Source organism: Actinomadura craniellae, from assembly GCF_003289645.1.
Classification (GTDB): domain Bacteria; phylum Actinomycetota; class Actinomycetes; order Streptosporangiales; family Streptosporangiaceae; genus Actinomadura_D; species Actinomadura_D craniellae.
On the sequence record NZ_QLYX01000010.1, the window covers coordinates 158516 to 183047 of the forward strand.

23 protein-coding genes and 1 riboswitch are annotated in these 24532 nt (G+C 71.2%); of the genes, 11 read left to right on the plus strand and 12 right to left on the minus strand.

All coding sequences use genetic code 11. The features are described from left to right. Nucleotides 1-30: 30 nt before the first annotated feature. Nucleotides 31-1080 (plus strand): anthranilate phosphoribosyltransferase, encoded by a 1050-nt coding sequence (trpD, locus tag DPM19_RS21770; RefSeq protein ID WP_111869816.1) that lies wholly within the window; start codon nt 31-33, stop codon nt 1078-1080. A 7-nt stretch (nt 1081-1087) separates the two neighbouring features. On the opposite strand, the gene DPM19_RS21775 is transcribed toward trpD, so the two are convergent. The 3 genes from DPM19_RS21775 to DPM19_RS21785 are packed head-to-tail and all read right to left on the minus strand — an operon-like array spanning nt 1088 to nt 3944. Further along, nucleotides 1088-1369 carry an Lrp/AsnC family transcriptional regulator gene (locus tag DPM19_RS21775; protein ID WP_111869817.1) on the minus strand — a complete coding sequence of 94 codons (282 nt, stop codon included), beginning with the start codon at nt 1367-1369 and terminating at the stop codon, nt 1088-1090. Between the two features lie 45 nt (nt 1370-1414). Continuing rightward, on the minus strand, nt 1415-2164 hold the full coding sequence (locus tag DPM19_RS21780; RefSeq protein ID WP_111869818.1) for a rhomboid family intramembrane serine protease: 750 nt from the start codon (nt 2162-2164) through the stop codon (nt 1415-1417). A 37-nt stretch (nt 2165-2201) separates the two neighbouring features. Then, nucleotides 2202-3944, minus strand: a complete 1743-nt coding sequence (locus DPM19_RS21785; RefSeq protein ID WP_111869949.1) for a DEDD exonuclease domain-containing protein — start codon at nt 3942-3944, stop codon at nt 2202-2204. Between the two features lie 413 nt (nt 3945-4357). Between DPM19_RS21785 and DPM19_RS21790 the strand changes: the two genes are divergently transcribed. The 5 genes from DPM19_RS21790 to DPM19_RS21810 all read left to right on the plus strand — a co-directional run bounded on the left by DPM19_RS21790 (nt 4358) and on the right by DPM19_RS21810 (nt 10603). After that, nucleotides 4358-5569, plus strand: a complete 1212-nt coding sequence (locus DPM19_RS21790) for an NYN domain-containing protein (RefSeq protein WP_233510625.1) — start codon at nt 4358-4360, stop codon at nt 5567-5569. Between the two features lie 173 nt (nt 5570-5742). Beyond that, a complete protein-coding gene (locus DPM19_RS21795) occupies nt 5743-6720 on the plus strand; it encodes a C40 family peptidase (RefSeq protein ID WP_233510626.1) in 978 nt (325 codons plus the stop codon). 319 nt (nt 6721-7039) lie between these two features. Continuing rightward, nucleotides 7040-7182, plus strand: a riboswitch (cyclic di-AMP (ydaO/yuaA leader). 13 nt (nt 7183-7195) lie between these two features. After that, entirely contained in the window at nt 7196-7900 is a 705-nt protein-coding gene (locus DPM19_RS21800) for a CHAP domain-containing protein (protein WP_111869820.1), read from the plus strand. Between the two features lie 55 nt (nt 7901-7955). Further along, complete coding sequence (locus DPM19_RS21805) at nt 7956-9251, plus strand: gluzincin family metallopeptidase (protein WP_111869821.1); 1296 nt, start codon at nt 7956-7958, stop codon at nt 9249-9251. Beyond that, nucleotides 9248-10603, plus strand: coding sequence for a M48 family metallopeptidase (locus tag DPM19_RS21810; RefSeq protein ID WP_111869822.1), 1356 nt, complete (start codon nt 9248-9250; stop codon nt 10601-10603). The genes DPM19_RS21805 and DPM19_RS21810 overlap by 4 nt, the downstream gene beginning before the upstream one ends. Here DPM19_RS21810 and DPM19_RS21815 read toward each other — a convergent pair whose 3' ends face one another. From DPM19_RS21815 to ctaC, 4 genes are all read right to left on the minus strand, one after another. Further along, the gene (locus DPM19_RS21815; RefSeq protein ID WP_111869823.1) at nt 10604-11917 is read right to left on the minus strand and encodes a L,D-transpeptidase; all 1314 of its coding nucleotides are present in this window, start codon (nt 11915-11917) and stop codon (nt 10604-10606) included. 210 nt (nt 11918-12127) lie between these two features. Next, nucleotides 12128-12559 carry a cytochrome c oxidase subunit 4 gene (locus tag DPM19_RS21820; RefSeq protein ID WP_111869824.1) on the minus strand — a complete coding sequence of 144 codons (432 nt, stop codon included), beginning with the start codon at nt 12557-12559 and terminating at the stop codon, nt 12128-12130. 3 nt (nt 12560-12562) lie between these two features. Next, the gene (gene ctaD, locus DPM19_RS21825) at nt 12563-14227 is read right to left on the minus strand and encodes an aa3-type cytochrome oxidase subunit I (RefSeq protein WP_111869825.1); all 1665 of its coding nucleotides are present in this window, start codon (nt 14225-14227) and stop codon (nt 12563-12565) included. Next, nucleotides 14224-15006, minus strand: a complete 783-nt coding sequence (gene ctaC / locus DPM19_RS21830) for an aa3-type cytochrome oxidase subunit II (protein ID WP_111869826.1) — start codon at nt 15004-15006, stop codon at nt 14224-14226. Before ctaC ends, ctaD begins: the two co-directional genes overlap by 4 nt. Before the next feature lie 163 nt (nt 15007-15169). Here ctaC and DPM19_RS21835 point away from each other — a divergent pair, with 163 nt between their 5' ends. Together DPM19_RS21835 and DPM19_RS21840 are read left to right on the plus strand one after the other, a co-directional pair. Further along, entirely contained in the window at nt 15170-16324 is a 1155-nt protein-coding gene (locus DPM19_RS21835) for a cysteine desulfurase family protein (protein WP_111869827.1), read from the plus strand. A 162-nt stretch (nt 16325-16486) separates the two neighbouring features. Then, nucleotides 16487-16705, plus strand: a complete 219-nt coding sequence (locus DPM19_RS21840) for a sulfurtransferase TusA family protein (protein WP_407642568.1) — start codon at nt 16487-16489, stop codon at nt 16703-16705. Nucleotides 16706-16742: 37 nt separating this feature from the next. On the opposite strand, the gene DPM19_RS21845 is transcribed toward DPM19_RS21840, so the two are convergent. Continuing rightward, the gene (locus DPM19_RS21845) at nt 16743-17717 is read right to left on the minus strand and encodes a carbohydrate kinase family protein (protein WP_111869829.1); all 975 of its coding nucleotides are present in this window, start codon (nt 17715-17717) and stop codon (nt 16743-16745) included. Nucleotides 17718-17909: 192 nt separating this feature from the next. Continuing rightward, complete coding sequence (locus DPM19_RS21850) at nt 17910-18269, minus strand: HesB/IscA family protein (RefSeq protein ID WP_111869830.1); 360 nt, start codon at nt 18267-18269, stop codon at nt 17910-17912. Between the two features lie 253 nt (nt 18270-18522). Here DPM19_RS21850 and nadA point away from each other — a divergent pair, with 253 nt between their 5' ends. Next, entirely contained in the window at nt 18523-19686 is a 1164-nt protein-coding gene (nadA, locus tag DPM19_RS21855) for a quinolinate synthase NadA (RefSeq protein ID WP_111869831.1), read from the plus strand. A 180-nt stretch (nt 19687-19866) separates the two neighbouring features. Here the strand turns inward: nadA and pspAA are convergent, their stop codons facing one another. From pspAA to DPM19_RS21870, 3 genes are all read right to left on the minus strand, one after another. Continuing rightward, nucleotides 19867-20145, minus strand: a complete 279-nt coding sequence (gene pspAA / locus DPM19_RS21860) for a PspA-associated protein PspAA (RefSeq protein WP_111869832.1) — start codon at nt 20143-20145, stop codon at nt 19867-19869. After that, nucleotides 20142-20945, minus strand: coding sequence for a PspA/IM30 family protein (locus tag DPM19_RS21865; RefSeq protein ID WP_111869833.1), 804 nt, complete (start codon nt 20943-20945; stop codon nt 20142-20144). Before DPM19_RS21865 ends, pspAA begins: the two co-directional genes overlap by 4 nt. Before the next feature lie 524 nt (nt 20946-21469). Then, nucleotides 21470-22630 carry a PucR family transcriptional regulator gene (locus DPM19_RS21870; protein WP_233510627.1) on the minus strand — a complete coding sequence of 387 codons (1161 nt, stop codon included), beginning with the start codon at nt 22628-22630 and terminating at the stop codon, nt 21470-21472. A gap of 283 nt (nt 22631-22913) precedes the next feature. Between DPM19_RS21870 and DPM19_RS21875 the strand changes: the two genes are divergently transcribed. Together DPM19_RS21875 and DPM19_RS21880 are read left to right on the plus strand one after the other, a co-directional pair. Then, entirely contained in the window at nt 22914-23876 is a 963-nt protein-coding gene (locus DPM19_RS21875) for a DUF3068 domain-containing protein (RefSeq protein WP_111869835.1), read from the plus strand. Nucleotides 23877-23947: 71 nt separating this feature from the next. Continuing rightward, nucleotides 23948-24526: a DUF3043 domain-containing protein gene (locus tag DPM19_RS21880; RefSeq protein ID WP_111869836.1), complete on the plus strand. Its 579-nt coding sequence runs from the start codon at nt 23948-23950 to the stop codon at nt 24524-24526. The last annotated feature ends 6 nt before the right edge of the window (nt 24527-24532 follow it).

Sequence of the window (24532 nt, forward strand, 5' to 3'; positions counted from 1 at the left end):
CCCTCGATTCACCTGATCCCGAGGACACCCATGGACGCTCGCAAGACCTGGCCGGCGTTGCTCAACGCGCTGCTCGACGGCGATTCCCTCACCTCCGAGGAGACCGCCTGGGCGATGCACGAGATCATGTCGGGCGACGCCACCGACGTGCAGATCGCCGGGTTCGCGGTGGCCATGCGGGCCAAGGGCGAGAGCGTGGCCGAGGTGGCCGGGCTGGCCGAGGGCATGCTCGCCAACGCCACCCGCATCGAGGTGTCCGGCCACTTCGCCGACCTGGTCGGCACCGGCGGCGACCGGGCCCACACGGTGAACATCTCGACCATGGGCTCGATCGTGGCGGCCGCGGCCGGGCTGAAGGTCGTCAAGCACGGCAACCGTGCGGCCTCCTCCAGCTGCGGCTCCGCCGACGTGCTCGAGGCGCTGGGCGTGGCGATCGACCTGCCGCCCGGGCAGACCGCGCGGGTCGCCGAGGAGGTCGGCATCACGTTCTGCTTCGCGCCGTTGTTCCACCCGGCGCTGCGGCACGTGGCCAAGGCGCGCGGTGAGCTGGGCACCCCCACGGTCTTCAACTTCCTGGGGCCGCTGGCCAACCCGGCCTGGCCGCGGGCGCAGGCGGTCGGTGTCTTCCACCCGCGGATGGCGGGGGTGATGGCGGGCGTCTTCGCCGAGCGGGGCTGCTCGTCGCTGGTGTTCCGGGGCGACGACGGGCTCGACGAGCTCACCACCACCGGGCCCTCGACGGTGTGGGTGGTCCGCGAAGGCACCGCCACCGAGGTCTCCTTCGACCCCGCCGAGCTGGGCATCGCCCGGGCCGCCATCGAGGACCTGCGCGGCGCCGACGCCGTCTACAACGCCCGGGTGGTGCGCGACCTGTTCGCCGGGGCGACCGGGCCGGTCCGCGACATCGTGCTGCTCAACGCCGCCGCGCTGCTGGTGGCCGGCGAGGGCACGCCCGAGCCCGCCGCGCTCGTCGAGGCGCTGCGCGCCGCGTACGCCCGGGCCGGCGAGGCGGTCGACTCGGGTGCCGCCACGGCACTGCTGGCCCGCTGGGCCGAGGTCTCGCAGGCGCTTCGCCCCTAGAAGATCGTCACTCCGGCAGGCCCAGCGAGAACGCGGCCTCCAGGTCGTGCCGGGAGTAGGTGCGGAAGGCGATGTGCGTCTCGGTGTGCACGATGCCCGGGATCTTGTTGAGCCGGCCGGGGATGACCTCGGCCAGGTCGTCGTGCCGGCGCACGCGCACCATCGCGACCAGATCGTGCTCTCCGGTGATGGAGTAGACCTCGCTGACCCCGTCGAGGGCGGCGACGGCCTCGGCCACCTCGGGGATCTGGGCCACATCGGTCTTGATCAGCACGATCGCCGTGATCATTCGGCCTCCTTGCCTGGCGGATGAGCGCGTCCGACCCTACAAGCCTCACCGGGTCGACAGCGCCACCGGCCGGCGGCCCGGCCCTGCCCTGCGGGCCACCAGTGCGAAGGCCATCCCGGCGAGAAACCCCCAGATGTGCGCGAGGTAGGCGACGTTGCTGTCCGCGTCGCCCAGGGCCAGCCACTGGAACACGAACCAGTAGCCCAGCACCACCCAGACCGGCAGCCGGATCACGATCAGCGGGGGGACGAGGCTGACGATCCGGCCCCGCGGGTTGAGGATCAGGTACGCGCCGAGCACCCCGGCGATGGCCCCCGAGGCCCCGATCAGCGGGATCGGGGAGTCGGGCGAGGCGAACGCGTAGCCGTACACGGCGGCCAGCCCGAACAGCAGGTAGCTCAGCAGGTATCGCAACCGGCCCAGCCGGTCCTCCACCCCGGCGCCCACCACGAACAGGACGACCAGGTTGCCGGTCAGGTGCAGCCAGTCCGAGTGCAGGAACATCGAGGTGAAGGCCGACAGCCACGGCGTCTTCTCGTACGGCTCGACCCGGCACTGCGCGGTGGCCTGGGCCGGCACGGGTTGCTGCTCGTTGCTGGTGAGTTCCCGGGGGACGGCGCCGTGCTCCAGCGTGAACTGCACCTGCGCGCACTCGCGGGCCCGACCCTCGCCGTACCCGCCGGCGAGACCGGCCATGGGGGTGATCAGGAAGACCACGACATTGGCCGCCACCAGGAGGTAGGTGACCAACGGCGGGCGCCTGGTCGGCTGGCTGTCATAGAGCGGCAGCGCCACCCGGGCTCCTCTCGTCCCCTGCCGGTCCCGGCCTGAGTCACCTTAGAGCATGCCGCCCGCGCTCCCCCGGAACGTGATCGGCGTACGCCCGGTCGATCCAGGTGCGCCACCGCTCGGCGCCGCCCGCCGGGCAGCTCCAGGTGCCGTCGACCTCCACCAGCCGGGCGCCGGGCGGGTCGAGCCAGCGCAGCACGCACTCCATCTCCTCGGCGGTCGCGCTGCCCGCCGGGCCCGGCCCGGGGAAGACCGTCTCGGCGGCGGCGACCAGCGCGTCGACGTACGGGCGGGGGTGCGCCCCCGACGGGATGGTGCCGGTGGCGGCCAGCCTGCCGTACCGGACGACCGCCAGTTCCCAGCCGCCGTCGGCGGCCGGGCGGGCGGCGACGAACTCGGCGCAGCCCGACAGCGCGGTGAGCCGCTGGCTGCGCGCGGCGCCCCGCAGGAACGCGGCCAGCCGGTCGCGCTGCGCCGCGGCCTCCTCGTAGCGCAGTTCCAGCGCGAGCCGGTCGATGCGCACCCGGGCCGCCGTCACCACCGGGAGGACGTCGCCCGACATCACCGCCCGGGCCCGCTCGACGTGCCGGGCGTACTCCTGCGCGGACTCGCGGCCCACGCAGGGCGCCCCGCACCGGCCGATCTCGGCGAGGGCGCAGACGCGGGCCCGGCCCGCCGAGATCTTGCGGAGGGTCAGCGGCTGGGTGCACTGGCGCAGCGGCACCGCCTCGTGCAGTGCGGCCCGCGCCTCCTCCGCCGTCCGGGTGGCGGAGAAGGGGCCCAGGTAGTCGGCGCCGTCGTCGCGGCACTCGCGGACGATCGACAGCCGGGGGAACGGCTCGACGGTCAGCTTCAGCCAGAGCGCCCGCTCGGGATGCCGGGAGCGCCGGTTGTACCGGGGCTTGTGCTCGGCGATCAGGCGCAGCTCGCGGACCTCGGCCTCCAGCGCGGTGGCGCAGACGATCGGCCGTACCCGCTCGGCGATGCCCACCATCTCGCGGACCCGCCAGCGGGTCTCGGAGGCGGTGAAGTACGAGCGCACCCGGGTGCGCAGGTCTCGGCTCTTGCCGACGTACAGCACCTCGCCCCGCTCGTCCTCGAAGAGGTAGACGCCGGGGGCGTTGGGGATGGCGTCGGCCAGGTGACGCTTGCGGCGCTGTTCGGGGGTGGGCGTCCGGGCGAAGCCGCGCAGTTCCTCCAGGGAGTGCACGCCGAAGGAGCCGAGCCGCTCGATGAGGCCGTGCAGCACGTCGACGGTGGCGGCGGCGTCGGCCAGCGCCCGGTGGCAGGGTTCGGTGCCGGCACCGAAGAACCGGGCCAGGGTGCCCAGCTTGCAGTCGGGCACCTCGTCGCGGGTGAGCACCCGCCGGGCCAGGTCGACGGTGTCGACCACCGGGAACGCCGGCCAGGCGTACCCGCAGGCCGTGCAGGCCGCGCGCAGGAAGCCCGTGTCGAAGGGCGCGTTGTGGGCGACCAGCACGCAGCCCCGGGCGAACTCCAGGAAGGACGGCAGCACCGTCTCGATGCGCGGCGCCTGCACCACCATCTGCTGGGTGATGCCGGTCAGCACCGAGATGAACGGGGGGATCTCCCTACCGGGATCGACCAGGGTGGCGAACTCGCCCAGCCGCTCGCCGCCGCGGACCTTGACCGCCCCGATCTCGGTGATGGCCGACCCGGTCGGCGACCCGCCGGTGGTCTCCAGGTCGACGACCACGAACGTGACCTCGGACAGCGGGGTGCCCAGGTCGTCGAAAGTGCCCTGTGCCGGGTGCACGCTGGTCATGTCCGGACCGTACGTGATCCCACCGACATCCTCCGTCGTCACCCCGCCGTTCCCTCCTTCGCCCTTCCTTTCCTGTCCCGCTCCCGTTCCCGGCCGCGGTCGCGGGATGTCTCGGGATTCGGTCCGATCTCGGTTATCGCCGAGGGCGGTACGCGGGTCCACCGGGACGTCTAGGGTGGGCGGCGGGGCCGACCTGACGGGTTCGCCCTGCTCATACGCATGACACCCTGAAAGGGACGCTCGGTCGCCCTTGTCGGGGAGGCCGGTTCATTTCGGGGTGGCCTGGGAGGAGCACGACCATCGACAGCGGGGCCGAAGAGCATCTCGACCAGCCGCTCCCCGAAGCGGCCCGGCAGCAGGTCGTCGAGACCGCCGCCGAACTGATCGGCGCCCTCCCCCTGGACGACGTCCCGATGCCGCTGCGCAGGTTCGCCCGGTTCGAACGCCGCAAACGCGCCCGGCACGCGGGCCCGCACATCGCCACGCTGCTGGAGCGGGATCGTGACTTCCGGGCCCGGGTGGCCGAGCCGCTGCGCACGGCACAGCCCGAACTGGCCGAGGCGGTGACGGAGGGCTCGGTCCCCGCCGCCGCCGACCCCGTCCAGGTCGCCGTGCTCGCCTACCTGCTGCGGCCGCAGGGGTGGACCCGGCACGTGGCGACCGCCCGGAACGAGCTGGAACGCTCCGCCGGCGCCGCCGAGGAGAAGGCCGCCGAGCGCCGCATCTCGACCCTGCGCGCCGAGCTCGCCGCCGCCCGGAACACCCGTGGTGAGGAGATCGACCGGCTGCGCGGCGAGCTGCGCGAGACCAAGACCGAGGTCGCCGAGCTGCGGCGGAAGCTGCACGACGAGCGCACCAAGGCCAAAGCCGCGCGGATCAGGGCCGAGGAACTGGCCGCCGAGACCGAGCGCGAGCGGGTCACGGCCCGCGAGGCCACCGCCGCCGCGGAGAAGGAACTGCGCAAGCTCCGCGCCCGGCTCGCCCAGGCCGAGGCCGCCGCCGAGACGGCGCGCCGGGCCGGGCGGGAAGGCCGCAACATCGACGACCTGCGGTTGCGGATGCTGCTCGACACCCTGCTCGACGCGGCCCAGGGAATGCGCCGGGAGCTGGCGCTGCCGTCGACGATCGAACGGCCCGCCGACACGGTGGGCGCGATCGAGCCCGAGCGGGCGGCCCAGCGTGCCGCACCGGGGCGGGCGCTGTCCGACGACGACCCGGGGCTGCTCGACCAGCTACTGACGCTGCCCCAGGTGCATCTGGTGATCGACGGCTACAACGTGACCAAGACCGGGTACGGCGAGCTTCCCCTGGCCGACCAGCGTTCCCGCCTGCTGAAGGGGCTCGGCGGCCTGGCCGCCCGGACCCGGGCCGAGATCACCTGTGTCTTCGACGGTGCCGAGCTGGACGCGCCGGTCGCGATCAAGGCGCCGCGCGGGGTGCGGGTGCTGTTCAGCCGGCCGGGGCAGACCGCCGACGAGCTGATCGGGGACCTGGTGCGGGCCGAGCCGCACGGCCGGCCCGTGGTGGTCGTCTCCGCCGACCGCGAGGTCGCCGACGCCGCCCGGCGGGCCGGGGCGCGCCCGGCGTCCTCCACGCTGCTGCTGCGCAGGCTCGGCCGCGGCTGACCGCCGGACCCCGCACCCGACACCTCCGAGCGCGCATGGTGATCGACCGATTACATAACGAAGTTAAACCTAGAGAACGTTGACAAGAACGGATGAACCGGTTGTGACCGGTGGTGCTCGCTACTAATGTCATCCGGCGTACCCAAACTGGATGAGAGGAGCGTGCCGCAACCGTGGCCAGTGACCGCCCCCGCCGGATCTGGAGCACCGCCTGCCTCGCCGTGGCAGTTACGCTCGTGCTGCCCACCGGGGTTGCGCATGCCGAACCGTCCGTCACCGAGGCGCGCAAGAAGCTCGAGAAGCTGAACAAGCAGGTCGACCAGCTCGTCGAGAAGTACAACCAGGTCAACGAGGACCTCAAGGCCGCCAAGAAGAAGTACCTCGCCACCCAGAAGACCGCCAAGCGGGAGCTGGCGACGTACGAGCAGTTGCGCACCCAGATCGCCCAGATGGCCGCGTCGGCCTACAAGAACGGCGACATGGGCGAGGTCACCCAGTTCGTCTCGGCCGGCAACCCGCAGACGGTCCTCGACCAGGTGGCGGTCTTCACCCACCTCTCCGAGAACCGCAGCTCGCAGATCAGCCAGTTCCTCTCCGCCGCGCAGCGGGTGCAGCGCCAGCAGGCGCAGGCCAAGGGCGCCTACGACGAGGTGCTCGCCAAGGCCAACGAGCTCAAGACGCAGAAGACCAAGGTCGAGAAGTCGATCAAGACGCAGGAGGCGCTGATCCGCCGGCTCGGCGGCACGACGCCGTCCCGGAGCGGCCCGGTCGGCGCCACCTACAACGGCCCCGCCAGCGGGTCGGCCCGCACCGCGTTGAACTTCGCCTACGCCCAGATCGGCAAGCCCTACCAGTACGGCGCCGAGGGCCCGGGCTCCTACGACTGCTCCGGGCTGACCATGAAGGCCTGGGCCGCCGCCGGGGTGTCCATCACCCGGACCACCCACTCCCAGCACGCCGCCACCCGCCGGGTCTCCTACGAGAACCTGCAGCCGGGCGACCTGGTGTTCTTCTCCGGCCTCGGGCACGTGGGCATGTACGCGGGCAACGGCCAGATGGTCCACGCGCCGAGCAGCGGCAAGAACGTCCAGGTGGTCAACATCACGTCCGGCTACTACCGGCAGAACTTCCACAGTGCCGGACGCCCCTGAGGGCGGGGGCTGACCGCCACTTGACCACGAACGGGCCGGGGTTGACCCCGGCCCGTTTTCGTTTTGCGGATGATTTGCCAGGTCATAGGTGTTGGATACCCTGAGTGACATCGCGGCGCGTCCCACGCGTCGCCCGCGCATCACCCGGCCCGGCCGCGAACCTTCGCCACACGCGCCACGCAGCGCCAGGCACGCCGGCAGCCTTCAGGGCCGGACCATGTCCATCCGTTGATGCACGACCGCGCGCCGGGCACCGCATCCGGTGACCCCGCGCCCCTGCACAATCCCACTGCCCAGTGAACCGCGAGGCGTCCGTTCAGAACGCCTCCCGCCGAGTCCGCATGCGCGGAGCCGGGGACCCATGTGCCTTTTCCGGGGTGAATCGGCCCCTTGACCGGGGCCGTAGGGCGACTTCCACGCCCGAACCCGTCAGCTAACCCGGCAGGCGGATTGGAAGCCAAGGAGCACCTCACTCGTGTCAGGTAAACACCGCAAGACCTCTCTCCGCGAAGCTCTGGCGCTGCGCGCCGTCGGTGGCGTCGTCCTCGGCGCCACCGCCGTCGGCACCGTCGCGGCCACCGCACAGGCCACCGCGCCCATCATCGACCAGTCCCGCTCGGGCGTCGTCGCCCAGGACCGCGGGCACGCCCCGAAGGACGGCTCCCGGGGGAACGCCACCCAGCGGAAGGCCGTCAAGGCCGCCTCCGTGATCAGCCTGGCCAAGACCCAGGTCGGCGTCTCCGAGGACCACCAGGGCGAGAGCAAGTTCGGCAAGTGGTACGCCGAGACACCGCGCGCCAAGCAGACCACGCAGCGGGACGGCGGCGACTCCACGAGTTCCTACGACCGCGCGGCCTGGTGCTCGATGTTCATCACCTGGCTGGGCAGCAAGACCGGCTTCACCTACCAGATGGGCGCCGACGCCTGGACCGTCAAGCACGCCGAGTGGTTCAAGGACCAGGGCCGCTGGGGCACCAAGCCCAAGCCCGGCGCCGTCGTCTTCTACGACTGGGCGGGCGGCAAGCGGATCAGCGGCATCGACCACGTCGGGCTGGTCGTCAAGCCCCTGGGCCAGGGCAAGATCGAGACCGTGGAGGGCAACGTCGGCAACTCGGTCATGTCCAAGGTGCGCTCCACCGCCGACGTCGTCGGCTACGGATACCCCGACTACGCCCGGTGAGCCGCCCCCGGTGCGGCGGTCCGCGGGACGTTCCCGGATCAATAGGATCACCCGCATGGAGGCCGAGCCGCGCGAGCACAGCAGGGCGGCCGTCTCAGCCGTCCCAGCCATCTCGGCCATCGCGGCCGGAACCGCCCTCACCCTGGTCACGGGCCTGGTCGCCGCCGGGACACTCCACCGCGGCGACCGGGCCGGACCGGTGCCGGCCGCCCGGCCACCGGACCCGCAGGCCGTGGCGGCCGTCCTCGACCGCCGGGCCCGGGCGGTGCGCGACGGCGACCGGACCGCGTTCCTGGCCACCGTCTACACCGCCGAACCCCGGTTCCAGGACCGGCAGCGGCAACAGTTCGACAACCTGCGCCGGCTGCCGCTGCGGCTGTGGCGGGAGGAGACGACCGGCACACCGGTCGCGACCGGGCCCCGCGGCACGACGCTCCGGGTGACGGTGCGCTACCAACTGAGCGGCCATGACGGCGGCCCGGTGGCGCGCACCCGCTACCTGACGCTGGCGCCCCGCACCGGCGGCTGGTCGATCACCGGGGACGGCACCGCCCAGGGCCGCTCCGACGACGTCGAGATCTGGGACGGCGGGCCGCTGGCCGTGGTCCGCGGCCGGCACAGCCTCGTGATCGGCGAGAACGCCCCACCGGCCCGGCTGCACGAGATCGCCCGCCGGCTGGACGCGGCGGTGCCCGACGTCACCGACGTGCTCGGCCGCGGCTGGAGCCGGCGGGTGGTGGCCCTCGTCCCCGCCGACGGGAGCCGGGCCGCCGCGCTGGCCGGCGTCTCCCCCGGCCCGGCCGCCAGTCCCGGGGGCGGCCTGGGGAACATCGCGGCGCTGGCCGCGGTGGCGCCCGGCGCCGACGGCTCCACCGGTGGTGACCGCATCGTCATCTCCCCCGGCACCTTCGGCCGGCTCAACGCGCTGGGCCGTAGGGTGGTGCTCACGCACGAACTCACCCACGTCGCCACCGGCGGCGCCCGGGACGGCACCACCCCGATCTGGCTGGTCGAGGGGCTCGCCGACTACGTCGGCTACCGGAACGTACGGATCGGCGTGCGGACCGCCGCCGGCGAACTGCGCCGGGAGGTACGGGCCGGCCGGACACCCGCCCGGCTGCCCGGTCCCGCCGACTTCGCCGGCGACTCCGGCCGGCAGGCCCGCGCGTACGAGGAGGCCTGGCTGGCCTGCCGGATGGTGGCCGACCGGTACGGCGAGGCCGCGCTGCTCCGGCTGTACCGCACGGCCGGCACCCGCTCCGAGGCGGCGGCGTTGCACGCGGAACTCGGCCTCACCCCGGCCCGCTTCACCGCCCTCTGGCGGGCCTACCTCGAAAGGGAACTCTCGTGACCTCTCCTTCGGGCCCTCCAGGCGCTCCACCGAGCGAGCCCGTCCCCCAGGGACGCCCGCGGACGGCGGCCGCGATCACGGCGGTGGCGCTGTTCGCCGGGCTGGCCCTGGTGCTGGGGCTGACCACGCCCTGGAGCCCGCTGCCCGGCGAGCCCCCCGGAGGTCCGGTGCCGGTCGATCCCGCGCTGGACTTCTCCTCCGCCGAGATCGCCCGGTCCCAGGCGTTCGACGCCGCGATCACGCCGCCCGCGTACGCGGGGCTGCTGACCGGGCTGGTGGTGGTGCTCGCCCTGGGCCTGACCCCGCTGGGCGCCCGCCTGATCGACCTGGTGACCCGGCCGGTGGGTCGCCGGCGGGCCACGGTGCTGCGGGTCGGCCTGGCCGCCATGGTGCTGACCGCCGTGCTGCGGCTGGCCGGGCTGCCCTTCGACCTGTGGGCCGAGACGGTGCTGCGGCGGCACGGCCTTTCCGTGCAGACCTGGCCCGCCTGGGCGGCCGACCAGTTCAGGTCGCTGGTGCTGACCTGGGTCATCTGGGTCCTGGCGCTGGCCCTGCTGTACCCGCTGGTCCGGCGGTTCCCCCGGTACTGGTGGACGGGTGCCGCCGCGGGCGGCTTTGCGCTGGTGGTGACCGTCTCGTTCGCCTATCCGGTGGTCGTCGAACCGGTGTTCAACTCGTTCACCTCGATGCCCGCCGGGCAGCTCCGTACGGACCTGCTGAAACTGGCCGAGCGGGACGGGGTGCCCGTCCAGGACGTGCTGGTCGCCGACGCCTCCCGGCGGACCACCGCGCTGAACGCCTATGTCTCCGGGTTCGGTTCGACCCGGCGCATCGTGGTGTACGACACGCTGCTGGAGTCGAGCCCGCCCGCCCGGGTCGAGTCCATCGTCGCCCACGAGCTCGGCCACGCCGAACGCCAGGACGTGCTGTACGGCACCTTGACTGGGGCGTTGGGCGTGGCCGGCGCGGTCTGCCTGCTCTACCTGCTGCTCACCTCGCCCCGGCTGCTGCGCCGGTCGGCGGCGGGCTCCCCCGGCGACCCCCGGTCCGTGGCCCTGCTGATCGCTCTGGTGTCGGTCCTCACCCAGCTCGGCGGCCCGGCGCAGACCCTGGTCAGCCGGCGGATCGAGGCCCGGGCGGACGTGCACGCCCTGGAGCTGACCCGTGACCCGGCGACCTTCGCCGCGATGCAACGGGAACTGTCGGTGCGCAACCTCTCGGACCTGGCCCCGGGACGGCTGGAGTACCTGCTGTGGTCCACCCACCCCAGCGGGCCGGAGCGGCTGGCGCTGGCACGCACCTGGGCCCGGCTGCGGGGAGTCCCCGAGCCGGACCCGCTGTACCGCCGGTGATCAGGGCGACGGGCTCGCCGCGCCGGCCTCCGGATGCGGCGTCGCCGAGGCGCTGCGCGAGGGCGCGGCCGGGGCGGGGGCCGGCAGCGGCGCCGGAACGGCCCCGCCCGGGCCGACCAGCAGCGTCTGCTTGAGCGCGCTGCCCCGCACCCACTTGTGCCACGGCAGCTGCCAGAAGCCCCAGCCGTTGTTCGGCTCCAGTTCCCGGGAGGTGCCGGTCACCTTGTACGGGTCGCCGCGCTGGCTGAAGTGGTAGAACCACTTGGCGTCGGCCGGGCTCATGTTGACGCAGCCGTGGCTGACGTTGCTACTGCCCTGCGAGCCCAGCGACCAGGGCGCGCTGTGGGTGTACTCGCCGCTGTTGGAGATGCGGACGGTCCAGTAGACGTCCTCGCGGTAGTAGTCGGGGCAGCCGGGCGGGCAGCCGACCGTGGCCGAGTCCATGACGACGTGGTAGGCCTTCTCCATCGTCAGGTGGTTGCCGTTGGTGGTGGTGTACTTGCGGATGCCGCCCTTGCCCATACTGATCTTGAAGGTGCGGAGCCGCTTCCCGTCCTTCCAGACCACCATGCGGTGGCTGTCCTCGCTGGCGATGCTGCTCTGGTGGGCGCCGATCTGGAAGTCGGCCTTCAGGTCCTCGCCGCCGTACACGCCCTTGGCCGCCTGTACCCCGCTCAGGTGGCCCACGAACCGGACCTTGGTGCCCGGCCGCCAGTGCCGGTCGGTACGGAAGACCAGGTGCTGGTCGTCGAACCAGTGCCAGGCTCCCCGCACCGGGGCCGACGAGCGGATCTCCATCGCCCGCTCGACCGCGGCCCGGTCGGTGACCTCGGTCTCGAAGCGCAGGATGATCGGCATCCCGACGCCGACCTTCTCCCGGTCGAACGGCCCCTCGATCCTGGCTTCCAGCGTCTTCTCCGGCTTCAACGTCGTGAACGTGCTGACCACGCTCCGGGTCTTGCCGTCGCGGCCGACCCCGGAGGCGGTGACCAGGTACCGGGCGCCCGGATCGAGCGTCCACCGCGACCGCCACCGGGTCCGGTCGGCGCTCATCATGCCGTCGACCACCTTGTTCCCGGTCCGGACGATGACGTTCTGGATCGTTCCGTCGACCGCCCGCACCTCGATCGGGCTGTCGGGCCGCACCCCGCCCGCAGCGTGCGCCGGGGTGACGGTCAGCTTGAGCGGATGCTTGGCCGCCTCCTCCTTGGAACCCGGGCCACCCGTACAGCCCGCCGCCAGTACCAGGCAGATCGCCGTCGCCCCGATCGCCTGACCCCGCCGCCCCGCCGGCGTGTAGACGCTGAACCGCACCGTCGACCTCCCCCAGGTCTTTGATGAGAGCGCGCCAGGCGGCAACCGCGCAGGCGAGCTTGTCACAGGTCGAGAGCAGACCGTTACTGATCTCACCCTTCCCCGGTTCAGGCATCGACTACCAGGGATTTCTCTCCGGGCGGTCCAATTATGAAGGGGCCGGCGCCCGCAGTTCGCGAACGCCGACCCCTTGGGCTGTGTCTTTGCCGTTTAGTGCTGCGTCTCCTGGTAGTAGTCGGAGTTGCCGCGGTAGTACTCGAACACCAGCCCGATCGAGCTCATCAGGACCAGCGCACCACCGGTCAGCGCCAGCCACCACTGGCTGAACGCCATCCCGAACGTGACCAGCGCGGCGGACCCGGCGAGGTAGAGCGGCCACCAGCTGTGCGGGCTGAAGAAGCCGAGCTCGCCCGCCGACTCGGCGATCTCGCCGGTCTTGTTGTCCTCAGGCAGCGGACCGCCGTTGTGCTTCTCCACCCGGCGGATGGTGAAGTGGATGTAGAAGGCGATCAGCAGGGCCAGCCCGGTGGACAGGGCCAGCGCCGTGGTGCCGACCCATTCCTTGGACCACAGCCAGTAGACGACGTCGACCGCGAGGAAGAACACCGCACAGCCGTAGAACATGAACGCCTGGACGCGCATGGCTCAGCCCTTCGACTCGACGATTTCGCGCTTGGCCCCGACGTGCGGGTGGTGCAGGTCGAACGCGGGCCGCTCGGAGCGGATCCGCGGGATCGACGTGAAGTTGTGCCGCGGCGGCGGGCAGGAGGTGGCCCACTCCAGCGAACCCCCGTAACCCCAGGGGTCGTCCACGGTGACCTTCCTGCCGCGCTTGGCGGTGATGTAGACGTTGTAGAAGAACGGCAGCATCGAGACCGCCAGCAGCAGCGACGACAGCGACGAGAACACGTTCAGCGCGGTGAACTGGTCCGGGTAGTCGGCGTACCGCCGGGGCATGCCCTCGGCGCCCAGCCAGTGCTGCACCAGGAAGGTGCCGTGGAAGCCGAGGAACAGCATCCAGAAGTGCACCTTGCCCAGGGTGTCGTTGAGCATCTTGCCGGTCATCTTCGGCCACCAGTAGTAGAAGCCCGCGAACATCGCGAACACCACGGTGCCGAACACCACGTAGTGGAAGTGCGCCACCACGAAGTAGGAGTCGCTGAGATGGAAGTCCATCGGCGGCGAGGCCAGGATGACGCCGGTCAGCCCGCCGAACAGGAACGTCACCAGGAAGCCCAGCGACCACAGCATCGGCGACTCGAACGTCAGTTGCCCTCGCCAGATCGTGCCGACCCAGTTGAAGAACTTCACCCCTGTGGGTACCGCGATCAGGAATGTCATGAATGCGAAGAACGGTAGGAGTACCTGTCCTGTCACGAACATGTGGTGCGCCCAGACCGTGACCGAGAGCCCGGCGATGGCGATGGTGGCGCCGACCAGGCCGACGTAGCCGAAGACCGGCTTGCGGCTGAACACCGGGAAGATCTCCGTCACGATGCCGAAGAAGGGCAACGCGATGATGTAGACCTCTGGATGCCCGAAGAACCAGAACAGGTGCTGCCAGAGCAATGCCCCGCCGTGCTCGGCGGCGAAGACGTGCGTGCCGAACTTGCGGTCGGCGGCCAGCGCCAGCAGCGCGGCGGCCAGCACCGGGAAGGCCAGCAGCACCAGGATGCTGGTGAGCAGGATGTTCCAGGTGAAGATGGGCATCCGGAACATGGTCATGCCGGGGGCGCGCATGCACAGGATGGTCGTGATGAAGTTGACGCCGCCCATGATGGTGCCGAAGCCCGACATCGCCAGGCCCAGCACCCACAGGTCGCCGCCCACGCCCGGCGAGCGCACCGAGTCCGACAGCGGGGCGTAGGCGAACCAGCCGAAGCTGGCCGCGCCGCCCGGGGTGAGGAAGCCGCTGATCACGATCAGGCTGCCGAACAGGAACAGCCAGAACGCCAGCATGTTCATCCGGGGGAACGCCACGTCGGGCGCGCCGATCTGCAACGGCATGATCACGTTGGCGAAGCCCGCGAACAGGGGCGTCGCGAACATCAGCAGCATGATCGTGCCATGCATGGTGAACATCTGGTTGTACTGCTCGTTGCTGATGAACTGCAGCCCCGGCTCGAACAGCTCCAGCCGGATCACCAGCGCCATCACGCCGCCGAACAGGAAGAACACGAACGAGGTGATCAGATAGAGGTAACCGATCACCTTGTGGTCGGTGGACGAGAGCCAGTTGGCGATCAAACGCCCCTTGCTCGTCCGGATCGCCGTCTCCCCGGCGATCGGGGGGTGGCTGAGCGTGGTCACTGGGCTCCCCCAGCCTGCTTGAGCTTGTTGATTTCCTGTTGGTACTGATCCCAGTCGACGACCTTGAGCTGGAAGAGCATCCGGCTGTGGTCGACGCCGCACAGCTCGGCGCAGCGCCCCTCGTAGGTGCCCTTCTTGGTCGCCGTCACCTCGAACTCGTTGACGTAACCCGGCATGACGTCCTTCTTGTACAGGAGGGCCGGGACCCAGAACGAGTGGATCACGTCGTTGGCCACCAGCCGGAAGCGCACCTTCTTGTTCACCGGAATGACCACGGTGGGCTTGACGGCGGCGTTGGGGTCGACCGGCGTGCCGACGTTGCTGGCCAGCGTGCGGTACTGGTCCTTCCCGGTCTGCTCCTGGTAGTTGAACTGCCAGGACCACTGGAAGCCGACGACCTCGATGGTCGCGTCGGGACGCTCACTGAGGTGCTCGACGTAGTTCTGGTCGCGGGCGGTGAAGTAGAACAGCACCGCGATGATGACGAACGGCACCGCCGTGTACAGCATCTCGATCGGCAGGTTGTACCGCACCTGCGGCGGCAGGTCGTCGGAGCGCTTGCGGTGGAACAGCACCGCCCAGATGATCAGCCCCCAGACGACGGCGCCGACGGCGAACGCGGCGATCCAGGAGCCCTGCCAGAGCGTGAGCATGCGTTCCGCCTGCTCACTGATCGGCTCGGGCATGCCAAGACGGGATGCCTCACCGCTGCACGCGGTGGCGGCCAGCGCCGTCAACGCCAGCGCGGCGGCGCCCTTCCACGCACGGCGTCCGCGCACGGGGGTACGCCGCTCCCTAGGGCGGGTCGGACTCACGGAATGCCTTCCCCAACGAATGAAGCCCGGCAAACCGGGCGGTAAGGATCAGTTGTCACACGTGTCCTGGACACATTAGCGCTAGGTCGGGCCACACCCCGGTTGGGGTGCCGGTTAGGGTGCGATTGTGGCGCGATTCGATACCCCGGACGGCTACTTCGACGCCGCCTCGTCCGAGCCGCCGCACCCGGCCGGGCGCACCGCGTTGCTCGACGCGCTGGAGACCGGCTGGGCCGATCCCGCCCGGCTGTACGGCGCCGCGCGCACCGCGCGGCTGACGCTCGACGGCGCCCGCGCTCAGGTCGCCGAGGTGCTGGGCGTGCGGCCCGACGAGGTCTCCTTCACCGGTTCCGGCACCCAGGCGGTGCATCTGGCGGTGCTGGGCGGCCTGCGTGCCCGCTGGCGCACCGGCCGGCATCTGGTGGTGAGCGCCGTGGAGCACTCCAGCGTGTTGCATGCCGCCGAACTACACGAACTCGACGGCGGCACGGTGACCACCGTCGGGGTGGACCGGGCGGGCCGGGTCGATCCGGCCGAGTTCGCCGCGGCGCTGCGTCCCGACACCGCGCTGGCCTGCCTGCAGTCGGCCAACCACGAGGTGGGCACCGTCCAGCCGGTCGAGGAGGTGGCCGCGCACTGCCGCGCGACGGGCGTGCCGCTGTTCGTCGACGCCGCCCAGTCCGCGGGCCGGGCCGACCTGCCCGGGGGGTGGTCGCTGCTGGCCGCCAGCGCGCACAAGTGGGGCGGCCCGCCGGGCGTCGGGACACTGGTGATCCGCAAGAACACCCGGTGGCGCTCGCCGCTGCCCGCCGACGAGCGGGAGGGCCGGCGGGTGCCCGGCTTCGAGAACGTGCCGGGGGCGGTGGGCGCCGCGGCCGCGCTGGCGGCGTTCCGCGCCGAGATGGCCGAGGAGGGGCCGCGGCTGGCGGCCCTGGTCGAGGAGATCCGCGCCCGGCTGCCGCACCTCGTCCCCGACGTGCAGGTCGTCGGCGATCCCGTCCGGCGACTCCCCCACCTGGTGACGTTCTCCTGCCTGTACGTGGCAGGCGAGGCGCTGCTCACCGAACTCGACCGGCTGGGTTTCGCGGTCTCCTCCGGTAGCTCGTGCACGGCCGATACGCTGCGACCCAGTCATGTACTGGAGGCGATGGGAGTGATTACCCACGGAAACGTCCGGGTATCGCTGCCGCGTGGGGCGAAATCGACCGATGTACAGCGATTTCTCGCCGTGCTTCCCGAAGCCGTCGCCCGTCTACGCCGCAGCGCCGGCATCAACGCCTGAGGAGGCAGCGCCGATGAGCCCCCGACCCGCCCCCCGTTCCTCCTGCCGGTCCGTGGCGAAGGCAGGCGTGTGATGGGTTTCCTGCGCCGCACCCGCAAGGCCGTCCCGGCCCCCGCCCCGGTGCCCGCCCCCGCTCCGGACCCCGAGTGGCCACCGGCCTACCTGGTCCTGGACGCGCTCGGCCGCAAGTGCCCGATCCCGATCATCATGGTGGCCGAACGGATCCGCGAGGTGCCGGTCGGCGAGGTCATCGCGGTCAAGGCCGACGACGTGGCGGCCCGCACCGACATCCCCGCCTGGTGCCGGATGAAATCGCAGGACTTCGTCCGGGAGGAACCGTTGCTGCACGGCTGGGCCTTCCACATCCGCCGGAACTACTGAGCCCGGCGGCGCACCGCCGGGCCCAGCGAGCGTCCGGTCAGGCCAGGTGCGGCCTGGCCTCCTCGGCGGCGACCTCGCCGTACGCGGTCCCGAGCCGGGCGCGGAAGCCCTTGGCGGTGAACGTGTACTCCTGCCCGCCGGCACTCTCCAGCACGTAGACCGCGAGCAGGTTGCCGATCTGGGCGGCGCGCTCCAGCGACAGGCCCCAGCCGGTGGCCGCCAGGAACCCGGACCGGAAGGCGTCACCGACACCGGTCGGGTCGACCTTCTCCGCCACCGGGGCCGCCGGGACGTGCAGGCCCGGCTCGCCCGCGCGGTCGATGCGCACCCCCTTGGCGCCGAGGGTGGTCACCCGGGTGCCGACCCGGGACAGGATCTCCTCGTCGGACCAGCCGGTCTTCTGCTCGGCCAGCGCCTTCTCGTACTCGTTGGTGAACAGGTAGGCGGCACCGTCGATCAGATGCCGGACCTCCTCGCCCTCCATCCGGGCGAGCTGCTGGGACGGGTCGGCGGCGAACGGGATGCCCCGCTCCCGGCACTCCTCGGTGTGCCGGGACATCGCCTCGGGGTCGTTGGGGCTGATCAGGACCAGGTCGAGGCCGCCGACCCGGTCGGCGATCGGCTGCAGCTCGATGGACCGGGCCTCGCTCATCGCCCCGGTGTAGAACGACGCGATCTGGTTGTGGTCGTCGTCGGTGGTGCACAGGAACCGCGCGGTGTGGTGCAGCTCCGAGACGTGCACCGACTGCGTGTCGACGCCGTGCCGGTCGAGCCAGGAGCGGTAGTCGGCGAAGTCGTCGCCCACCGAGCCGATCAGGATCGGGTTCAGTCCGAGGCGGCCCATGCCGAAGCAGATGTTGCCGGCGACGCCGCCCCGGCGGATCTCCAGCTCGTCTACCAGGAAGGACAGCGACACGCGATGCAGCTGGTCGGGGATGAGCTGGTCGGCAAACTTGCCCGGGAAGGTCATCAGGTGGTCGGTCGCGATGGAACCGGTCACGGCGATGCGCACGGCGTCGCACTCCTCGTCTGTGGCGTCCGGCTGTGTGCCGGCGGTCTCGCCCCGCTCGGGCGGGGGGCTCGAAAAGCCTACAGACCCTGACTCGAAGATCGAACGTGCTCAGCCGGGAGCACCGGGCGGGCGGCGGGACGAACGCTCGCCCCGCCGCCCGCCCGGCGTGCTCTGCCCCTGGGGGGGGCGGGCTCAGTTGAAGGAGTCGCCGCAGGCGCAGGAGCCCGTCGCGTTGGGGTTGTCGATCGTGAAGCCCTGCTTCTCGATCGTGTCGACGAAGTCGATGGTGGCGCCGCCGAGGTAGGGGGCGCTCATCCGGTCGACCCGGACGTGCAGCCCGCCGAAGTCCTGGATCTGGTCGCCGTCCATCTCGCGCTCGTCGAAGAAGAGCTGGTAGATCAGACCCGAGCAGCCGCCCGGCTGCACGGCGACCCGCAGCGCCAGGTCGTCGCGCCCCTCCTGCTCCAGCAGGGCCTTGGCCTTGGCAGCCGCGCCGTCGGTCAGAACGACCCCCGTGGTGGTCTCCTGCTTGGTCTCGCCCGAAACCGTCATGTGTTCAGCTCCCGGTTCAGCTCGCCGCCGTCGCGGCGACCGTCGCGTTCTCTCTGGACGGTGCGGCCCGAGGACAGTCGCTTCCTCATCCGACCCTGCCCGCCTCTTCCGTAGGACAACGTACCTCGGGCCGGCCCCATTCCTGCCACCCGGCGTTTTCCTCCGGCACCCCCGCGGGATCGGGCCATCGCACGGGTGTGCGATTATTAGTCGTCAGAGCGACGATAAGTACCGTCGCCGGAGGGAGACTCCCGTGACCACCACCCCAGACATCGGACAGCGCCTCCCCCTGCTCTTCCTGGGCAACGAGGCCGACCCGGCGAGCGAGCGAGGCGTCTCCTGCCCGGGCGAGTTGCCCCCGGCCTCGGACCCGCGGCTGGTGGAACGCGCCACCGCGGCCAAGGCCGCCCTGGGTGACCGCGTCTTCGTCCTGGGCCACCACTACCAGCGCGACGAGGTGATCCGGTTCGCCGACGTGACCGGCGACTCGTTCAAGCTCGCCCAGCAGGCGGCGGCCCGCCCGGAGGCGCCCTACATCGTCTTCTGCGGCGTTCACTTCATGGCGGAGTCGGCCGACATCCTGACCGCGGCCCACCAGCAGGTGATCCTGCCCGACCTGGCCGCGGGCTGCTCGATGGCCGACATGGCCACCTTCGACCAGGTCGAGGAGACCTGGGAGGCGCTGGAGGACGCCGGGATCGCCGCCGACGTGGTCCCCGTCACCTACATGAACTCCTCGGCCGACATCAAGGGGTTCGTCGGCCGGCACGGCGGCACCGTCTGCACCTCCTCCAACGCCCGGCGGGCGCTGGAGTGGGCCTTCTCCCGCGGCTCGAAAGTGCTGTTCCTGCCCGACCAGCACCTGGGCCGCAACACCGCGGTCCTGGAGATGGGCCTGTCGCTGGGCGACTGCGTCGTCTACAACCCACACCGCCCCAACGGCGGGTTGACCCGGCGGGAACTGGCCGACGCGAAGATGATCCTGTGGCGCGGCCACTGCTCGGTGCACGGCCGGTTCACCAAGGAGTCGGTCGACGACGTCCGGGCGCGGGTGCCCGGGGTGAACGTGCTGGTCCACCCCGAATGCAAGCACGAGGTGGTGACCGCCGCCGACCACATCGGGTCGACCGAGTACATCATCAAGAAACTCGACGCGGCGCCCGCGGGCTCGTCCTGGGCGGTCGGCACCGAACTGAACCTGGTGCGGCGGCTGGCCGCAGCCCACCCCGACAAGAACGTGATGTTCCTCGACAAGACGGTGTGCTACTGCTCCACGATGAACCGGATCGACCTGCCGCACCTGGTCCGGTCGCTCGAGACGCTGGCCGCCGGCGAGGTCGTCAACCGGATCCAGGTCGACGAGGAAACCGCGCACTACGCCCGCGCGGCCCTCGACCAGATGCTCGCGCTGCCCTGACCCGGTGCTCCGGAGCCGTCCATCGAGCGGGCCCGCTCGATGGACGGCACAGGCCGCCCAGCGTCGGCTCGGCCCTGCCGGCCGAACCTCCTCGCTCGCTACGCGGACCGCTCGTCCCGCACGGGCCGCTCCGCTCCCTCATCGACTCGGCCCTGCCGGCCACCGACCGAGCTTCCTCGCTCAGTCGGGGATCAGGCCCGTGTCGCCCAGCATCGCCCGGACCTCGTCCATCGCGGAGTCGGCGGGCGGCAGGATCAGCTCGGACGGCTCCAGGCTCTCGGCCGACAGCGGTCGGCCCGCCTTGCGCACGTTGTCGAGCAGCGAGTGCAGCGCCACGCGGAACCGCGGCTCGTCGTCCGCCTCGATCGCCGACTCCAGCTCCCCGTCCAGGGTGTTCAGCGCCGACAGGTCCTCGGCGGCGACGTCGAGCTGCCCCTCCCCCATGATCCGGACGATCACTGGGCACCCCCGGGTTGCTGCGGCCACTGGGCCTGCTGCTGGGGCTGGGACTGCTGCGGCCGGGCCTGCGGAGCGCCCGGGTCGAGTTCCTTGGGCGCGGGACCCTGGCCCAGCTCGGCCTTGAGCCGCTCCAGTTCGAGATCGACCCCGGGCCCGGCGCCCATCCGGTCGAGTTCGGCCTGAATGTCGTCGCGCGGACCGGAGAAGTCCTCCAGCGCACCCGAGGCCAGCAACTCGTCGATGGCGCCGGCGCGCGCCTTCATGTTCTCGGTCTTCTCCTCGGCGCGCTGGATCGCCAGGCCGACGTCGCCCATCTCCTCGGAGATGCCAGTGAACGCCTCGTTGATCTTGGTCTGCGCCTCGGCCGCCGTGTAGGTGGCCTTGATGGTCTCCTTGCGGGTGCGGAAGGCATCGACCTTGGCCTGGAGCCGCTGCGAGGCCAGGGTCAGCTTCTCCTCCTCGCCCTGGAGCTGGGCGTACTGCGCGCGCAGGTCGGTCAGCTGGGAATCCAGCCCGGCCCGGCGGGTCAGCGCCTCGCGGGCCAGGTCCTCGCGGCCGACCTGCAACGCCTTCTTGCCCTGCTCGGTGAGCTTGTTCTGCTGCTGTTCGAGCTGCTGGATCTGCAACTCCAGGCGCTTGCGCGAGGTCGCGACATCGGCCACGCCCCGACGCACCTTCTGCAGCATCTCAAGCTGTCGCTGGTAGGAGTAGTCAAGGGTCTCCCGAGGATCTTCCATCCTGTCCAGGGCCCTGTTCGCCTTGGACTTGAAGATCATCGACATTCGCTTCATCACGCTCATCGCGCGTGGCCGGTCCCTTCGTGAAGTGCTCGCTGACCACGGATGCTCATCCCACCCCACCGAACCCCCAGTGGGGTGTTATCACCCTACGCGTTAACGCACGAAGCAGCCACGACGTTGCATCCGGCCCGAAGGAGGACCCGCCGCGCCGGCCCCGGCTCCGGGCGCCGGGGCCGCGAGCGCACCCACAAAAAGGGTCCACCCGGTTTCCTCCACCAGAATGCAACGGCGAGCGCCCGCCCCCTCGAAGGGCAGATATGAGACAGGAAATGATTCTGTAATCTTCACTGTCACGCATGATCGACCCACCGTTCCGCCATTCGCTCTGCGTAACGCATCCCGCACCGTGACGTACATCACACCGTCATCGGCCCGGCGCGAGGAGCTATGCGGCGCCTTCACCGGACACCGTTCATCTCCCATGACCATATATTCATTCCCGTCGCGCCCACCAAAAATTCCGGCCCCGCGTCAACCGGATTCGACTCTTCCCGGCTTTTCATGAGCCGCTCCGCACGGCGGATTCAGTGGCCGCCCGCGGGCTCGGCGATCTCCTCCGCCAGCCGCAGCGCGTTCAGCGCCAGCGTGATCTCGACCAGATCGGCCGGGCGGGCGAGCAACCGGCCGGTGAGCTGCTCGATTCGGCGCAGCCGGTTGAGCACGGTGTTGCGATGGCAGTACAGCCGGCGCGCCACCTCCGCCGTCGAACCGTCGAGTTCCAGCCAGCAGGCGAGCGTCTCGATCAGGGTGTCGCGGAGCCCCGGTTCGAGGCCGGCGAACGAGCCGAAGACCTCCCGGTGCAGGTGGTGGGCGATGTCCGGCTGGGAGACGACCAGCGCGCCGGGCAGCCGCCGGTCGAGCCGGGCGACCTCCGCGCCCGCCGCGGTGCATGTGCGCAGCGCCAGTTCCGCCAGCCAGCGTGCCCGGCCGACGTCGGCGAGGTCGCCGACCACCGGACTGATCCCCGCGTTCCCCTGGATCCGCCCGCCGATCGCCGCGGCCAGCTCGTCAAGGCCGGCGCCGCCCATGCTGACCAGGCCCACCGTGCCGTCGGCACGCACCCGCCAGATGAACCGCAGACCGGTACCGGCATGCGGCAGGGACGGAGCGGGCCGGACGGGCACGTCCTCCGCCAGCACGACCACCGCGTAGCGGCCCTGCGCGGGCAGCCCCAGGACCGTCATCGCGGCGGCCGGCAGACCACCGTCGCCCCGCCCCTCCAGCAACGCGTCGAGCACGGCGTTCACCCGCTCCTCGCTGCGGCGCAGCAGGTCGTACTCGGTGCGGTGGTAGGCCTCGGTGGCCGCCGTCGACTGCTGGTCGATCGCCTCCCACGTCTGGGCGGCGTACCGCACCAGCGCCGGGACGTGCTCGGGGTCCTCCGCGCTGACGATCTCGACCACGCTCTGCCAGAACACGTAGCCGCCCACCCGGTACAGCCGCAGCAGCCAGTCGAGCGGCAGCCCCTGCTCGGCGCGCCACTGCCCCACCGCCTCGGCCCACCGCAGGTCGGCGCGCCCGTTGTCGGGGTCGAGGATCGACTGGATCCCGCGCTCCAGGCCGGACCGGCACGCCTGCCAGAGGTCCCGGCGGAGCCTGGCCGAGCACTCCCGCTCCTCGTCGTCGAGGATCTCCGCGACCAGCCGGTCGGTGACCTCCGGAAGGCGGGTGGAAAGCCTCCGCACCGCCCTTCTCATGACCTCTTTGTCTGCCCTGTCGTGCGCGAGTTCTCGGACCGTCACGGCGACCTCCGGGATCCTGCGGGGGGAGTAATGCTGCCACCGCGGCGGGGACCGTGACCAGACGGCCATTACAACTCCGTACCGGAACTGTGCCCTCTCCCAATCGAGGGGGCAGTCCATTACGATTGCGCCCTCAATCGTGATCGACATCTAGACCTACGTGGGCTCATCATGTTGAGGTGTGCCACCGATCACACTCGGGACGGCCGCCTTCGAGTAAGGAGACATGATGCGACGCGCCCTCGGCATAGCCCTGATCGCATTCGGCGTGTTCCTCATCAGTTTCGCCGCGCTCCTCAAGTTCTACGCGGCTCCGAAACTGGTCACGGCACCGAAGAACTACTATTCCAAGAGCACCCTCCAGGCGGAGAACGCCACCTACTTCGACGCGCGGGCCCTGCAACCGCGGACCGGGGTCACGCTCACCACCACGATCACCACCCGGGGTGACGTGCGCGCGGCCAAGGACGACATGGTGGTCTACGACACCTTCGTCGTCGTGGAGGACCTGGCCAACCAGGGCACGGTCGACTTCCGCTCCCTGCGCACCGGCATCAACCGCACCGACTTCACGATCCTGCGCTGCTGCACCCCCCAGGACAGCAGCCACCGGCCCGGCGGGCGCCTGAACTGGCCGATCGGCGGTATCGAGAAGACCACCTACAGGATCTTCGACCCGGTCACCCGGCTGGACTGGCCGGCCGTCTACTCCGGCGAGGCCGAGGTCAACGGGGTCAAGACCTACCGCTTCGTGATGCGGATCACCGACACCCCGCTGCTGCAGATGCCGGGGCTGCCGGGCGGCATGTTCGGCCTGGGCGAGGGCTCGGTGACCGCCAACCGCGTCTACCGGTCCGAGAACACCTACTACGTCGACCCCCGCAGCGGCATCATCGTCAACCAGGAGCAGAAGACCCAGACCACGCTGCGCACCCTGGACGGCCGCGGCCAGTTGGTCGTCGCCGACATGAACCTGAAGTCGGCGCCGACCACCCGGCAGGAAGCCGTCGACAGGGCGAACTCGACCGCCCGGGAGATCTCCATGGTCAAGACGGTCGGCCCGCTGCTGCTCCTCCTCGTCGGGGTCGCGGCGCTGGCGGGCGGGCTGCTGCTGGCCGCGGGCCCGCGCGGGACCCGGCGCCGCCGGATCGACGACGTGGACACGGCCAAGGCCGCGCCCGCCCGGTGACCCCGTACCGTCCGGACCGCCCGGTCCCGTCGCGGGGCCGGGCGGCGCGGTCCGGACGGTACCCTGATTCCGTGTTCCGACGTCGCGCACAGTCCCCCGCCGAGCAGGCCGCCGAAGTCATCGTCAAGCCCGGCGGCAAGGGCCGTCCCACGCCCAAGCGCAGCGAAGCCGAGAAGCGCCGCCGCCAGCCCATCACCGCCCCCCGGGACCGCAAGCAGGCGTACCGCCAGGTCCGCGAGCGGCAGGCCCGGGAGCGGGAGAAGCGGCGCGAGGGCATGTCCCGCGGCGACGAGAAGTACCTCCTCAAGCGCGACCAGGGCCCGGTGCGCAAGTTCGCCCGCGACTACGTCGATGCCCGGCGCACGTTCGGCTCGTACCTGATGTGGTCGATGTTCGTCATCGTGGCGGTCAGCTTCCTGCCCTTCATCTTCACCAGGCTGCTCGTGCTGTTCCTGCCGCCGGTGCTGCTGGGCAGCGTGCTCGTCGAGGGCCTGCTCATCTCCCGGCGGGTCAAGAAGCTCGCCGCCGAGCGGTTCCCGGGCGAGGACCACAAGGGCGTGGGCCTGTACGCGGCCATGCGCGCCATGCAGATCCGCCGGCTCCGCATGCCCGCCCCGCAGGTGCCCCTGGGCGGTGACAAAAGCGCCTGACCTCTA

Bases quoted from the DNA above. Each gene is read 5' to 3' on its own strand.
- DPM19_RS21775 (WP_111869817.1), bottom strand. From the start codon at position 1,369: ATGATCACGGCGATCGTGCTGATCAAGACCGATGTGGCCCAGATCCCC.
- trpD (WP_111869816.1), top strand. From the start codon at position 31: ATGGACGCTCGCAAGACCTGGCCGGCGTTGCTCAACGCGCTGCTCGAC.
- DPM19_RS21805 (WP_111869821.1), top strand. From the start codon at position 7,956: ATGGAGGCCGAGCCGCGCGAGCACAGCAGGGCGGCCGTCTCAGCCGTC.
- DPM19_RS21820 (WP_111869824.1), bottom strand. From the start codon at position 12,559: ATGCGCGTCCAGGCGTTCATGTTCTACGGCTGTGCGGTGTTCTTCCTC.
- DPM19_RS21850 (WP_111869830.1), bottom strand. From the start codon at position 18,269: ATGACGGTTTCGGGCGAGACCAAGCAGGAGACCACCACGGGGGTCGTT.
- DPM19_RS21790 (WP_233510625.1), top strand. From the start codon at position 4,358: ATGCCGCTGCGCAGGTTCGCCCGGTTCGAACGCCGCAAACGCGCCCGG.
- DPM19_RS21865 (WP_111869833.1), bottom strand. From the start codon at position 20,945: ATGAGCGTGATGAAGCGAATGTCGATGATCTTCAAGTCCAAGGCGAAC.
- DPM19_RS21785 (WP_111869949.1), bottom strand. From the start codon at position 3,944: ATGACCAGCGTGCACCCGGCACAGGGCACTTTCGACGACCTGGGCACC.
- DPM19_RS21875 (WP_111869835.1), top strand. From the start codon at position 22,914: ATGATGCGACGCGCCCTCGGCATAGCCCTGATCGCATTCGGCGTGTTC.